The sequence below is a fragment of the Bacillus sp. UNC69MF genome (genome assembly GCF_000746035.1).
Taxonomy (GTDB): domain Bacteria; phylum Bacillota; class Bacilli; order Bacillales; family Bacillaceae; genus Bacillus; species Bacillus velezensis.
Genome location: NZ_KN050798.1, coordinates 1019438 through 1035228, shown reverse-complemented (window position 1 = coordinate 1035228; position 15791 = coordinate 1019438). Strand labels below are relative to the sequence as shown.

Below are 15791 nucleotides of genomic sequence, written 5' to 3'. Positions count from 1 at the left end.
AAACGGCCGGTACCGGCTGTCCCCGGCATGATGTTTTTACGGGGACAGCGGTCAGCCGGCTAAAACTTACTGGAGGGATATTAATGTCAGAATTTAAGCAACAGGAGTTGTTCTGGAGCAGCATGTTCGATGCGGAAGATCGTCCCAGTGCAATCCCTTCGTTTCAAATGTCGGACTCAGCAATAGAGCATGATGCGTCGAGTGCACCCAACCGTATTCACAGTTCATTGAGCCCCGATGTATCCCTGCGCATCATGAAGATGACGAATAAATCGCCAATGGCCGTTTATATGGTTCTCCTGGTCGGAATCGAGTGTCTTTTGTACAAATATACGGGGGAAGAGGGCGTTATTGTAGGTGTACCGACCTTTGAAGACGAAACCGATGAAGACCTTCGTTTAGACCAAGTCATGTTAATCAAACAAAACATAAATGCGGACAGCACGTTTAAATCCATATTTAATGAATTCAAACATAAGCTGAACGGAGCCATCTTACATCAGCACGTTCCTTTCGATAAAATGGCCGGTCCATTAAATCTGAACTACGATTCAAATCATTTGCCAATGATCCACACGATTGTATCACTAGATCAGCTTCACCCCATTCGTTTTATAGAAACGGCTGCTTCTGATACGTTATTTCAGTTTTCCATAGAAAATGATTCGATTCATTTAAAGTTAACTTATAATGAACAAGCTTATGATCGCCAGTATATGATGCAAGTGATCGAACATGTAAACCGGATTTTTTCGATTTTGTTATTCCAACCCGACCTTATGATCCGCCAGCTTAATATTCTGTCAGACTCAGAGACAAATCAACTCATCGCCTATAATCAAACGGCTGCAGAGTATCCAAGAGAAAAAACGATTCATCAATTTTTGGAGGAACAAGCGGAACGTACCCCTGATCAAACGGCTGTTGTCTACGAGGATAGCCGTCTGACGTACCGGGAATTGAATGAAAGGGCGAATCAACTCGCTCGGACACTGCAATCTGAAGGCGTACAGCCGGATCAGCCGGTCGGGATTATGGCCGAACGCTCCCTGGATATGATTGTAGGGATCTTCGGGATCTTGAAAGCCGGCGGGGCGTATGTACCGATTGACCCGGGCTATCCCGAGGAACGGGTTCGATACATATTGGAGGATTCGGATACGAAGTTGTTACTCGTGCAGAATCAATCGCGAGAGAGAGTACCTTTTACGGGAAAAGTACTGGATATGAAAGATCCGCAAAACTTTTGTGAAGACGGGTCGAATGTAGAGCCGGCTGCTGGTCCGGATCATCTGGCCTATGTTATTTATACATCGGGTTCAACGGGTAAGCCGAAAGGGGTTATGGTTGAGCACCGGTCGGTCATCAATCGGCTGGTGTGGATGCAGGAAAAATACCCTCTCGATGAGCGGGATGCGATTCTGCAAAAAACTGCGATCACCTTTGATGTATCAGTGTGGGAACTGTTCTGGTGGACGATATCAGGTTCCAGATTGGTTCTGTTGCCAAACGGAGGAGAAAAGAATCCCGAGCTGATTTTAGATACAATTGCACAAAAAGGTGTCAGCACAATGCATTTTGTACCGGCGATGCTGCATGCCTTCCTGGAATCCATGGATCAGAAGCCAAGCGGGATGTTGAAACAAAAATTAGCGTCATTAAGACATGTGTTTGCAAGCGGTGAGGCTTTGAAGCCTGTACATGTCGCAGGCTTCAAACGCATCATAACGTCGGTGAGCCAGGCTCAAATCATCAACTTGTACGGACCGACTGAGGCAACAATTGATGTATCATACTTTGATTGCCAGACGGAAGAAACATATGCATCGATTCCGATAGGCAAACCGATTTCCAACATTCAATTGTATATATTACATGCTGATTTGGAACATATGCAGCCGATCGGTGTGGCGGGAGAACTGTGCATAGCGGGCGATGGGCTTGCAAGGGGCTACTTGAATCGTCCCGAACTGACGGCCGAGAAGTTTGTAAACCATCCGATTGCAGCAGGAGAACGGATATACCGGACGGGAGACTTGGCAAGATGGCTGCCGGATGGCAATATCGAGTATTTGGGCCGGATTGATCACCAGGTGAAAATCCGCGGTTACCGCATTGAAATCGGCGAAGTCGAAGGCGCTTTTTTTCAGCTGCCGGCGATCAAAGAAGCCATCGTTATCGCCCGGGAAATCGATGGGGAAACATCCTTGTGCGCCTATTATACCGCACAACATGCTTTAACTGCAGGCGAGCTCCGTGAAGAGCTGTCCCGGCAGCTTCCATCCTATATGATACCTGCGTATTTCGTTCAGCTGGAAGAGGTGCCGCTTACTTTCAACGGGAAAATAGACCGTAAATCCCTTCCTTCTCCAAGAGAGAATCTTACAGGCATGAACTATGAAGCTCCTCGAACAGAACTGGAAAAAATACTGGCCGCGGTCTGGGAGTCGGTCTTAGGCTTAGAACGGGTCGGAATCTCAGATCATTTCTTCGAATTGGGGGGCGATTCCATTAAGTCGATTCAAGTGTCCTCAAGATTATACCAAGCCGGGTATAAGTTTGAAATCAAACACTTGTTTAAATACCCAACGATCTCTGAGCTTGTTCCATACGTAGAGCCGGTAACCCGAATCGCAGAACAAGGGGAAATTAAAGGCCGGGCGCTGCTGACACCGATTCAGCATTGGTTTTTTGACCAGAAATACCCGGAATTACACCATTACAATCAAGCGGTTATGCTTTATTGGAAAGAGGGACTGGATGAATCAAAGCTTCGGGACGTCATGAAGAAGATCACAGAGCATCACGATGCTTTGCGCATGGTCTATGTTCCGACAGAAGATGGATATGAAGCCCGAAATCGCGGGATCGATGAAGGTGATCTGTTCAGCCTTGAAGTGATCTCATTACGCGAAGAAAAAAATGTGTCCCAGACGATAGAAACCATTTCCAATGAGATTCAGCAATCCATTCATTTAGCCGAAGGACCGCTCATGAAACTGGGATTGTTCCGGTGTCAAGAGGGAGATCATTTGCTGATTGCGGTTCATCATCTGGTCATCGACGGCGTATCGTGGAGGATTTTACTTGAGGATATAGGGGCAGCTTATGAGCAGCTTCAAAACGGCGAAGCGATCCGGCTTCCGAAGAAAACGGACTCTTACCTGTTATGGGCTGAACAGTTGAATCGTTATGCAGAAAGTCAGGAATTCGAAGCGGAAAATCAATACTGGTTCAGACAGAAACATAATCCGCAACATACATTGCCAAAGGACAATGAACAGGAGACCGGTCTGGCCAAAGACAAGGAAACGGTCATCGTTCAATGGACCGTTGAGGAAACCGAACGTTTATTAAAAAACGCTCACCGGGCTTATTCGACCGATATGAACGATTTATTACTGACCGGTCTGGGAACTGCTATTCATCGTTGGACCGGATGTGAAGACATTCTCATTGATCTTGAAGGACACGGCAGAGAGTCTATCATTCCGGATCTCGATATTTCGCGTACGGTGGGATGGTTCACAAGCCTATATCCGGTTTCGCTTCAAATCAAAGCTGAACAGGATATCCCGCAGCGGATTAAAACAGTGAAAGAAAATTTGCGTCAGATCCCCCAAAAAGGAATAGGTTACGGCCTGATCAAATATTTGTCCGATCACCCGAAGGCACATGAATGGACCGGACATCCGGAAATACGTTTTAATTATTTGGGTCAATTTGATCAAGATGTCCGGAACGGCAAGATGGAGGTATCCCCTTACTCAAGCGGGAAAACAGCCAGTGACAATCGTCCCTTGACCTATACACTTGATATCAACGGCATGATTTCAGACGGCCGATTGTCGCTGGCCATCAGCTATTGCGGTAAACAATATCAAAGAGAAACAATGGAAGCCTGTGCCGATATCTTAAAAAGCAGCCTGCAGCAAGTCATCGCACATTGTGATGCTCAAAATCAAATTCACCTGACGCCAAGCGATATTTCGTTAAAAGGTATAACGATCTGTGAACTGGATCAATTTGTGCAGCAAACGAGTCATCTCGGTGACATTGAAAATATATACCCATTAACCCCGATGCAGAAAGGAATGTTGTTCCACAGCTTGATCGATTCGGCTTCCGAAGCTTACTTTGAACAAGCCGCTTTTGATCTGAAAGGTTTCTTGGATATCGATGCATTCAGGATGAGTTTGGCGCATCTGGCCGAAAAATATGACATTCTTCGGACTCTTTTTTATACAGAATGGAAAGATCAGCCTTTGCAGATTGTATTCCGGCAAAAGCCGATTGAAACGGCCGTTGAAGATATTCGCAGCATGAACAGTCATCAGCGCAGCGAGTTTATTGCCGATTTTGCAAGAAGAGATAAGGCGCGGGGATTCAATCTCACCCGGGATGCTTTAATGCGCATATCGATCCTGCGGACAGAGGAAGACCAAGCGCGATTGATATGGAGCTTTCATCATATTTTAATGGATGGCTGGTGTTTGCCTCTTGTTACGAAAGAAGTATTTGAAACCTATTATGCGATACTCGAGCAAAGGCAGCCGAAGCGGGGAGCCGTCACTCCATACAGCCGATATATCGAATGGCTGGATCAACAAGATCACAAGCAGGCGTCAGCCTATTGGCGTAACTATTTAGAAGGTTATGAAGGGCAGACTGTTTTGTTACAAGAACAATCTTCCGGCCAGGCGAAAGGATACGAAAAAGGTGAGCATGAGTTTCGTTTAGGAAAGCGGCTCACAGATGAAATCAAACGGGCCGCAAGCCGTCAGCAAGTCACCGTCAATACATGGATACAAACCGCATGGGGCTTATTGCTGCAAAGATACAACGGGAGTCAGGATGTCGTCTTCGGCACGGTCGTATCCGGCAGACCGGCAGAAATTCCGGGAATTGAAACCATGGTCGGTTTATTTATCAATACCATTCCCGTACGTATTCATACGCAGCCTGAAATGACAGCTGCACAAGTATTGAAAATGAACCAGGAGCGGGCACTGGCTTCTCAAAAATATGATACATTTCCGTTGTATGACATTCAGGCTCAAACTGAGCAAAAGCAGCAGTTGATCAATCATATTATGGTATTTGAAAATTACCCGGTTGAGAAACAAATAGAACATATGAAGCAGGATGACAACGCATTAGACATTCTCGATTTTCATATGGAAGAACATACTCATTACGATTTTACTTTTATAGTGATGCCGGATGGAGAAATTGACATTCGTTTTGTATACAATCGCGATGTTTATGACCAAGCAAGTGTCGAACGGATGCAGACGCATTTCATGCAAATCATGAAGCAAATGGCGGACGATCAAGAAATTCGCGTTCAAGACCTCGATATCGTAACAGCGGATGAGCGATCGCTCCTGATAGACAAGTTCAACGATACGGCAGCCGAGTATCCAAAGGAAAAGACGATTCATCAATTGTTTGAAGAACAAGCGGAGCGAACGCCGGAGCACGTGGCGATTGTTTTTGAAAATAAGGAGCTGACGTATCGGATAGTAAATGAACGCGCCAATCAGCTGGCCCGAACCTTGGTTGCCAAAGGACTTCAGGCCGAGGAGCTTGTCGGCATTATGGCAGAACGTTCACCGGAGATGGTGATAGGCATCCTTGCTATTTTGAAAGCCGGGGGCGTTTACGTACCGATCGATCCGGATTATCCAAAAGAACGCATCCATTATATGCTTGAGGATTCTAACGTCTCTATCTTATTATTGCAGCATCATCTTCTGGAAGGTACCGATTATCAAAGTCAGACTGTCTTCCTTGACGATCCGTCATCATACGGCGCCGAAGCATCTAATCTCAATCTGAACGTGATGCCAAATCAATTAGCCTACATTATTTATACATCAGGAACAACGGGGAATCCGAAAGGCACGCTCATTGAACATAAAAACGTGGTTCGTCTGTTATTTAACAACAAAAATGTTTTTGATTTTAATGCATCGGACACATGGACTTTGTTTCATTCCTTCTGCTTTGATTTTTCAGTATGGGAAATGTACGGAGCGCTGCTGTATGGGGGCAAATTAGTGATTGTTCCGAAACAAATAGCAAAAAACCCGGAAAGGTATTTGCAATTGTTAAAATCGGAAGCTGTGACCATTTTAAATCAAACGCCAAGTTATTTCTATCAACTGATGCAGGAAGAGAGAGCAGATCCCGAATCCAATTTAAACATCCGAAAAATCATATTTGGCGGAGAGGCGTTAAATCCATCCTTCTTGAAAGACTGGAAGCTTAAATATCCTTTAACACAATTAATCAATATGTACGGCATCACCGAAACTACCGTTCATGTCACATATAAAGAAATCACGGAACGGGAAATCGACGAGGGCAGAAGCAACATCGGACAACCTATTCCTACTCTGCAAGCGTATATTTTGGACGAATATCAGCGCATTCAGGTAATGGGCATACCGGGCGAGCTCTATGTTGCAGGAGAGGGACTGGCCAGAGGATATTTGAACCGCCCGGAATTAACGGCCGAGAAATTTGTTGAACACCTGTTTGCCGCAGGCGAAAAAATGTACAAAACGGGAGATGTCGCCCGGTGGCTGCCTGACGGCAATATCGAGTATTTGGGAAGAATTGATCATCAGGTGAAAATCCGGGGCTACCGGATTGAAATTGGCGAGGTCGAAGCGGCTTTATTGCAATCGGAATCTGTCAAAGAAGCGGTCGTCATCGCAATTGAAGAAGAGGGCTCAAAGCAGCTGTGCGCCTACTTGTCAGGAGACGATTCATTAAATACGGCGCAGCTGAAGAGCCATTTGCTGAATAAACTGCCCGCTTATATGATACCGGCTTACTTTGTCCAAATGGAGAAGATGCCGATAACCGCAAATGGAAAAATCGATCGAAAAGCTTTGCCGGCTCCTGAGGGAAATAGGCTCACCGGAACCGAATACGAAGCGCCCGGAACGTTAATTGAAAAGCAGCTGGCCGAGATTTGGAAGAACATTTTAGCTCTCAGTGACCCGGGAATTAAAGATAACTTCTTTGATGTTGGCGGCCATTCGCTCAAAGTATTGCAAGTTATTCATCAAATCAACGACCGTATGGGAATCAAAATGCATTATCAAGCCGTATACGATTTTCCTACCATCGAAACAATGGCACGCGCCATTCAAGCGGCAGTTTTCGAGTCCAAGACGGATAACGTATTCGTCAAGATGAATCAGAGCGGTTCAATCCCTGTGTTCTGTTTCCCGCCTTTAATCGGATACGGGCTGGTCTATAATGAAATGGCGAAAAGACTTGACGGCCGCTGCACCGTCTATGCCGCTGATTTCCTAGAAGAGCCGTCTTACGAAAAAGAGATCGTTGACCGGTATGCAGAAAGCATGATAGGCATTCAGGAACAAGGGCCCTTTGTTTTACTTGGTTACTCCTCGGGGTCGAATTTGGCTTTTGAGGTTACCAAAGCCTTAGAGAAGCGCGGACGCATCGTATCGGACATTATGATGCTTGATTCTAAAAGAGCCGTTTCGGTGAATTATTTTTCGGAAGAGGAAACCGAAGAGATCATTCATCGGAATCTGGATATCATTCCGGATTATTATAGAGAATTATTAACCATTCCTTCGATTAAGGATAAAATCAGAAGCTATCTCACATATCACAATAAACTGATCAATTCCGGCGCGGTGAACGCCAACATTCATCATTTTCTATGCGGCGAGTTGACCGATAGAGGATGGAAGCAATCAACCGCACAGCATTACCTTGAGTACAAATTAAAAGGAGACCATGTGACGATCTTTGACCCTCACAATATTGAAGAAAATACGGATACAATTCGATCTATTATCAAAAGGATTGAAGAACGGCATCATCACGGACTTGTTCTTGAAGAACAACTGTCAATAGGATCGTTTGCTGGCGACACGAAGTTTGACAAAATGTAAGTGATTCAGGGCAAAATGCCGCTGACTGCAACCGGCGGCATTTTTCATAAAAGAGGGTCAGATATTTGCAACGTTCTCACTCTATAAATCATTCATTTTACGCATTCTTCATGACCTGTTGTTATCATATTTTTAAAAAACCTAATATGCGGAAACAGGAGGATGTTAAGCAGATGAAAAAGTGCAGCGTATGTTTATTGATTCTTGCTTTATTATTGAGCTGTTTACCTGGGGAATATGCGAATGCGGTAAGCACTCCAATTGCAAAACATGTTGGGAATTCAAATCCGCTTATCGACCATCATCTGGGCGCAGATCCGTTTGCACTGACCTATAACGGAAGAGTCTACATCTATATGTCAAGCGATGACTATGAATATAATAGCGACGGCACGATTAAGGATAATTCATTTGCCAATTTGAATAAAATATCCGTCATATCTTCAGCGGATATGGTGAACTGGACAGATCACGGAACGATTCCCGCAGCGGGTGCCAATGGGGCGAATGGCGGCCGGGGGATTGCCAAATGGGCAGGAGCATCATGGGCCCCGTCAGCCGCGGTGAAAAAGATCAATGGTAAGGATAAATTTTTCCTTTATTTCGCAAACGGCGGCGGAGGTATCGGGGTTCTCACCGCAGACAGCCCGACCGGCCCATGGACAGATCCGATCGGAAAAGCGCTGGTAACGCCAAATACGCCAGGAATGTCCGGTGTTGTATGGCTTTTTGATCCGGCAGTATTCGTAGATGATGACGGTACCGGTTACCTATATGCCGGCGGAGGCGTTCCGGGCGGTTCAAATCCCGCACAGGGGCAATGGGCCAATCCTAAAACAGCAAGAGTCATGAAATTAGGTCCTGATATGACCAGTGTTGCCGGAAGTGCGTCTACGATTGATGCGCCTTTTATGTTTGAAGATTCGGGAATGCATAAGTATAACGGAAAATATTACTATTCCTATTGTATCAATTTCGGGGGCGCGCACCCGGCCGATAAACCTCCAGGTGAGATCGGTTATATGACCAGCTCAAGTCCTATGGATTCTTTTTCGTATAGAGGGCACTTTCTGAAAAATCCGGGAGCATTTTTCGGAGGCGGCGGGAACAATCACCATGCTGTTTTCAATTTTAAAAACGAGTGGTATGTGGTGTATCATACTCAAACTGTCAGCTCCGCTCTTTACGGGGCCGGCAAAGGATACCGTTCTCCCCATATTAATAAGCTTGTGCATAATCCAGATGGCTCCCTGCAAGAGGTAGCGGCAAATTTTGCAGGTGTCAAACAGCTATCCAATTTGAATCCATATCACCGGGTAGAAGCGGAAACGTTTGCCTGGAACGGACGGATTTTGACAGAGGCATCCTCAGCACCCGGCGGCCCGGTCAATAATCAACATGTCACAAACATTCATAACGGAGACTGGATTGCTGTTGGAAATGCAGATTTCGGGTCAGGCGGTGCCAGGACGTTTAAAGCAAATGTAGCGTCCGCTCTTGGCGGGAAAATAGAAGTGCGGCTAGATACTGCAAACGGTAAGCTTGTCGGAACCTTGAATGTCCCTTCCACAGGCGGAACGCAATCTTGGAGAGAAATAGAAACTGCGGTAAGCGGCGCATCCGGTGTTCACAACGTATTCTTTGTATTTACCGGAACTGGTACAGGAAACTTGTTTAATTTCGATTACTGGCAGTTTACACAAAGATAAGCAAAGGGAGACAAAGGTACGTTTTCTAAGTCCATAAACGACATATGAAGGAGAGGAAAAAATGATATCGAGCGTAAAAAAAACAATTTGTGTATTATTGGTATGTTTCACAATGCTGTCCGTCATGCTCTTAGGACCGGGAGTTACTGAAGTTTCAGCAGCAAGTGATGCAACAGTTAATATATCTGCAGAAAGACAAGTGATTCGCGGTTTTGGAGGAATGAACCACCCGGCTTGGATTGGAGACTTGACTGCGGCTCAACGGGAGACCGCTTTTGGCAATGGACAGAATCAGTTAGGTTTTTCGGTCTTAAGAATTCATGTAGATGAAAATAGAAATAATTGGTACAAGGAAGTGGAGACTGCAAAGAGTGCGATCAAACATGGAGCAATCGTTTTTGCTTCCCCTTGGAATCCGCCAAACGATATGGTTGAGACTTTCAATCATAATGGTGACACAACAGCTAAGCGGCTGAGATACGATAAGTACGCCGCATACGCGCAGCATCTTAACGATTTCGTTAATTTCATGAAGAGTAATGGTGTGAATCTGTATGCGATTTCTATGCAAAACGAGCCTGATTACGCTCACGAATGGACATGGTGGACGCCCCAAGAAATCCTGCGTTTCATGAGAGAGAATGCCGGTTCCATTAATGCCCGCGTGATTGCGCCGGAATCATTTCAATACCTGAAAAATATATCGGACCCCATTTTAAATGATCCGCAGGCGCTTAGGAATATGGATATCCTCGGAACCCACCTGTACGGCACTCAGGTCAGTCAGTTTCCTTATCCTCTTTTCAAACAAAAAGGAGGAGGGAAAGAGCTATGGATGACGGAGGTATACTATCCGAATAGTGACAACAATTCAGCGGATCGCTGGCCTGAGGCTTTAGGTGTTTCAGAGCATATTCATCATTCAATGGTAGAGGGAGATTTTCAAGCTTATGTGTGGTGGTATATCCGCAGATCATACGGCCCTATGAAAGAAGATGGGATGATCAGCAAACGCGGATACAATATGGCTCATTTCTCAAAATTTGTGCGCCCAGGCTATGTAAGGATTGATGCAACGAAAAATCCTGAACCGAATGTTTACGTGTCAGCCTATAAAGGAGACAATAAAGTCGTGATTGTTGCCATTAATAAAAATAACACAGGGGTCAACCAAAACTTCGTGTTGCAGAATGGAACTGCTTCGCAAGTATCCAGATGGATCACGAGCAGCAGCAGCAATCTTCAACCTGGAACGGATCTCAAAGTAACGGACAATCATTTTTGGGCCCATCTTCCGGCTCAAAGCGTGACAACATTTGTTGTAAAGCGTTAAAGGCATCAGCATCGCAATAAGCCAATTTTCTTACTCAAAAAAGAAAATTGGCTTATTTTCTGTGGGAGAGAAGTGTTGATTTTTTTAACGATACACAGACATTGGGTATAATAATGACAATGACTTCAAGGAGTGATCAATATATGTCACGGCTTCACAGCAAAGTATTAATCATAGACGACGAAAAAGAAATTTTGGAACTGATTAAAACCGTATTAATAAGAGAAGGCATTGATCGCGTAGTGACCGCTTCGACTGCCCGTGACGGATTGGCTCAATTTCATCAAGAAAATCCCGATCTGGTGATATTGGATATCATGCTGCCAGACGGTGAAGGCTATGATATCTGCAAGCAAATAAGAGACATTTCACACGTTCCTATTATCTTTTTGTCTGCAAAGGGGGAGGAAACGGATAAAATTGTAGGACTTGCCATCGGCGGGGACGACTACATTACAAAACCCTTCAGCCCTAAGGAAGTTGCATATCGGGTCAAAGCGCAGCTGAGAAGATCATCTTACTTACAGCCTTCTCAAACCGGAACCCTAATAAAAAAAGGGCCATTTGAATTAAACCAACAACAAGCCGAGCTCACCAAAAATGGAGCGGCTATTGAGTTAACACCTAAAGAACTTATGCTTTTGACCTATTTTCTGCAGCATCCCAATCGGGTGATCAGTAAAGAAACACTCTATCAAGCTGTATGGGGAGAAGATTTCTTCGGTTCTGACAACACAGTGATGGTTCATATACGCAGGCTCCGTGAGAAAATAGAAAACACCCCATCAAAACCAGACTTTCTCGTCACTGTGAAAGGGTTAGGCTACAAATTTGTTGTAAAGGATGCGTAAGGATGAATTGGCGATTAACAGGCAGATATATGGTCTCTGTCATTATCGTGACCATCATTACAGTCTTCATTAATTTATTTATTTTTATGTTTTGGCTCGTTTTCCAGGCGAACAGCCAACATGACGAAGAAAGTACACCGGAAACTTTCACAAGATCATTCCGACAATATGTCACGTTATCGAACAATGGTATCACAGTAAACAAAGAGGGCCAAAAAGCTTTAAAAGAGCAGAATGCATGGATTCAAATATTAGATGAAAACGGACAGGATGTTTATCATGATAGAGAACCTAAAGGACTGAAGAAAAAATATACGCCTATTGAAATTGTAAATTTACATAAATATAAGGATGAACAATTATTATCAACCATTTACGCTGGCGGGAAAAAAGTAAATGGCAAGGAGTACAGTTACTTTATAGGGTTTAAAAATCCCTCTCTCGGAAAATTTGTCCTCTCATATGATACCAAGGAATTTGTGACGAAGTTCAATGCAGGAACCATCATATTATTATCAATAGATGCATTGATCGCGTTACTCATTGGCTATCTATTCAGCCGGCAGCTCACAAAACCGCTCGGCCGTGTCATTCAAGGAATCCAGCGGTTAGCTAATGGAGATTATACGATCAACATGAAATCCAAAGGCATTTATAAAGATGTCTTCTATAATGTCAATCACTTATCGGAACAACTATCTTTAAGCAAAAAAGAAAAAGATAAATTAGAGCAAATGCGTGAAGAGTGGATCAGTCATATTTCTCATGACATTAAAACACCATTAGCATCTATTCAAGGCTATGCAGAAATCATCAAAGATCCGAATTATCATCTCACAGTCGAGCAGATCAGAGAGTACGCCCAGATCATTGAGAGTAAATCCCTCTATATGAAAGATGTGATGGAAGATTTAAATTTAACGACAAGGCTGAAAAACAACGATGTGATGTTACATACAGAGCGGGTAAACCTTGTATCGCTGCTGCGGGAAACGTTAATTGATATGTTAAACGATTCTAGATATGCGGATAAGTCCATTGAGCTTCAAACGAACCTGGAAAAGCTGATGCTGAACCTTGATGCGATATTGATTCGGAGAGCGGTCACGAATCTCATTTTAAATGCCCTCGTTCACAATGATCCTGATGTGAAGATCGTTGTACGGCTTGAACAAAAAGAACGAACTCATGTGACAATTAAGGACAACGGCAAAGGGATAGAAGAAGAGGAGCTGGAAAAAGTGTTTGATCGCTATTACAGGGGCACAAATACAGGAACGACGCATGCAGGCTCTGGTCTTGGAATGGCCATAGCAAAGGATATTATCCAAAAGCACGGAGGGGACATCACCATTCACAGCACCGCGGAAGAAGGGACAACGATAGATATACAATTATGATAATGGCTATACAAAAAAACGGTTCTGTTGATTAATAACAGAACCGTTTTTTCCTATTGTTCCGAAAACACTTTGATTCCTTTGACAATGTTCCAAATGAAAAAATAGATCGCCACAAGGAATGTAACAGCATACGTCGCAAGCAGGAAAGGCCCGGCGTGTCTGATGTCATTCATACCAAGTAAACCTGAAGCGATGATGCCAATTCCAAAAATCAAATAAGGAATCAGATGCGTCCACAAAGATTTTTTCGCATGATATTTCACATCGTCCTGGCCTAAGAAATAGACGATAATCGGAAACAGAAACGGCGCAAAAAATATACTGAAGTAACATAATGAAGACAACATTTTATTTTCTCTCAAACCTTTTCACCTCTATGATTTATTGAAGGGGGAATTCTTCTGGCTGAATCCCTCACTGAAGTACAATCTTATTGTACAACTCCAACCTTAACCCGTATTAATCCGAACCTTACATCAACCTTAAATTAACAAGGACTCGTCTTCTTACAGCAATCATAAGATTCAATGCCATATTGAGACTCATCACATTCAGCGTGTCTACGTTGGAAATACATTTAATTTTTCGATTCGATTGAAAAATGACGTGTAAAGTCCCGATTCAGCCCGGTTTTCTTTGTTCTATATGTGTCAGGTGTGTCTTATTCAATAGAGATAGAGCAAATTGACAGGCTTTTACACCTCCCAAAAACAAGAAATTAGGTTGATAGACAATCATGAGAAAGATTTTTACAATGAGTTCGAGCTCATAAGAAAGAGCCAAAATGATGCGAAGGAGGAAAAGATCAGATATGAAACGGTCAATTTCTATTTTTATTACGTGTTTATTGATTGCGGTATTGACAATGGGCGGCTTGCTGCCTTCGCCGGCATCAGCAGCAGGGACAAAAACGCCAGTAGCCAAGAATGGTCAGCTTAGCATAAAAGGTACACAGCTCGTAAACCGAGACGGCAAAGCGGTACAACTGAAAGGGATCAGTTCACATGGATTGCAATGGTATGGCGATTTCGTCAATAAAGACAGCTTAAAATGGCTGAGAGACGATTGGGGCATAACCGTTTTCCGCGCGGCGATGTATACGGCAGATGGCGGTTATATTGACAACCCGTCCGTGAAAAATAAAGTAAAAGAAGCGGTTGAAGCGGCAAAAGAACTTGGGATATATGTCATCATTGACTGGCATATTTTAAATGACGGCAACCCAAACCAAAATAAAGAGAAGGCAAAAGAATTTTTCAAGGAGATGTCAAGTCTTTACGGAAACACGCCAAACGTCATTTATGAAATTGCAAACGAACCAAACGGTGACGTGAACTGGAAGCGTGATATTAAACCGTATGCGGAAGAAGTGATTTCCGTTATCCGCAAAAATGATCCAGACAACATCATCATTGTCGGCACCGGTACATGGAGCCAAGATGTGAATGATGCAGCCGATGATCAGCTAAAAGATGCAAACGTCATGTACGCGCTTCATTTTTATGCCGGCACACATGGCCAATTTTTACGGGATAAAGCAAACTACGCACTCAGCAAAGGAGCGCCTATTTTCGTGACGGAATGGGGAACAAGCGATGCGTCTGGAAATGGCGGTGTATTCCTTGACCAGTCGCGGGAATGGCTGAAATATCTCGACAGCAAGAACATCAGCTGGGTGAACTGGAATCTTTCTGATAAGCAGGAATCATCCTCAGCGTTAAAGCCAGGAGCATCTAAAACAGGCGGCTGGCCGCTTACAGATTTAACTGCTTCAGGAACATTCGTAAGAGAAAACATTCGCGGCACTAAAGATTCAACGAAGGACAGCCCTGAAACGCCAGCACAAGATAACCCCGCACAGGAAAAAGGCGTTTCTGTACAATACAAAGCAGGGGATGGGCGTGTGAACAGCAATCAAATCCGCCCGCAGCTTCACATAAAAAATAACGGCAATGCGACGGTTGATTTAAAAGATGTCACTGCCCGTTACTGGTATAACGCGAAAAACAAAGGCCAAAACTTTGACTGTGACTACGCGCAGATGGGATGCGGCAATCTGACCCACAAATTTGTGACGCTGCATAAACCTAAGCAAGGTGCAGATACCTATCTGGAACTGGGGTTTAAAACAGGAACGCTGTCACCGGGAGCAAGCACAGGGAATATTCAGCTTCGTCTTCACAATGATGACTGGAGCAATTATGCACAAAGCGGCGATTATTCCTTTTTCCAATCAAATACGTTTAAAACAACGAAAAAAATCACATTATATCATCAAGGAAAACTGGTTTGGGGAACAGAACCCAATTAGTTAAGTGGCGGACATCAGCAACGATGTCCGCTTTTGTCATCTTAAACAGCAATACAAGGAGGTTTACGTGGCGGATGAAACTCTGAAACAGTATATGGGCCTGTACAAATGTTGTTAGCAATCTCAAGAAAGCCAAGGAGTAGATATGATTCACTGAACATATGATGTAATCGTTTCACAGTTTTGAAAAGCGTTTATAGCGCAATGTGTGTATTTCACATCCGCCACTTTTATTACGTAA

7 protein-coding genes are annotated in these 15791 nt (G+C 44.0%); 6 read left to right on the top strand and 1 reads right to left on the bottom strand.

Annotated elements, in window-relative coordinates:
• Positions 1-83: 83 nt before the first annotated feature.
• The 5 genes from bamC to BR62_RS0116930 all read left to right on the top strand — a co-directional run bounded on the left by bamC (position 84) and on the right by BR62_RS0116930 (position 13236).
• Positions 84-7943 carry a bacillomycin D non-ribosomal peptide synthetase BamC gene (gene bamC / locus BR62_RS0116950; protein WP_032871594.1) on the top strand — a complete coding sequence of 2620 codons (7860 nt, stop codon included), beginning with the start codon at positions 84-86 and terminating at the stop codon, positions 7941-7943.
• Positions 7944-8116: 173 nt separating this feature from the next.
• Positions 8117-9652, top strand: coding sequence for a glycoside hydrolase family 43 protein (locus BR62_RS0116945; RefSeq protein WP_032871592.1), 1536 nt, complete (start codon positions 8117-8119; stop codon positions 9650-9652).
• Positions 9653-9713: 61 nt separating this feature from the next.
• Entirely contained in the window at positions 9714-10985 is a 1272-nt protein-coding gene (locus BR62_RS0116940) for a glucuronoarabinoxylan endo-1,4-beta-xylanase XynC (protein WP_020955895.1), read from the top strand.
• A 143-nt stretch (positions 10986-11128) separates the two neighbouring features.
• Positions 11129-11836, top strand: coding sequence for a response regulator transcription factor (locus tag BR62_RS0116935; protein WP_032871590.1), 708 nt, complete (start codon positions 11129-11131; stop codon positions 11834-11836).
• Positions 11837-11838: 2 nt separating this feature from the next.
• A complete protein-coding gene (locus BR62_RS0116930; RefSeq protein WP_032871589.1) occupies positions 11839-13236 on the top strand; it encodes a sensor histidine kinase in 1398 nt (465 codons plus the stop codon).
• A 53-nt stretch (positions 13237-13289) separates the two neighbouring features.
• Here BR62_RS0116930 and BR62_RS0116925 read toward each other — a convergent pair whose 3' ends face one another.
• Positions 13290-13601 carry a magnetosome magnetite crystal formation protein family gene (locus BR62_RS0116925; protein ID WP_007410147.1) on the bottom strand — a complete coding sequence of 104 codons (312 nt, stop codon included), beginning with the start codon at positions 13599-13601 and terminating at the stop codon, positions 13290-13292.
• 449 nt (positions 13602-14050) lie between these two features.
• Between BR62_RS0116925 and BR62_RS0116920 the strand changes: the two genes are divergently transcribed.
• Positions 14051-15550, top strand: coding sequence for a cellulase family glycosylhydrolase (locus BR62_RS0116920; protein WP_032871586.1), 1500 nt, complete (start codon positions 14051-14053; stop codon positions 15548-15550).
• Positions 15551-15791 lie beyond the last annotated feature (241 nt).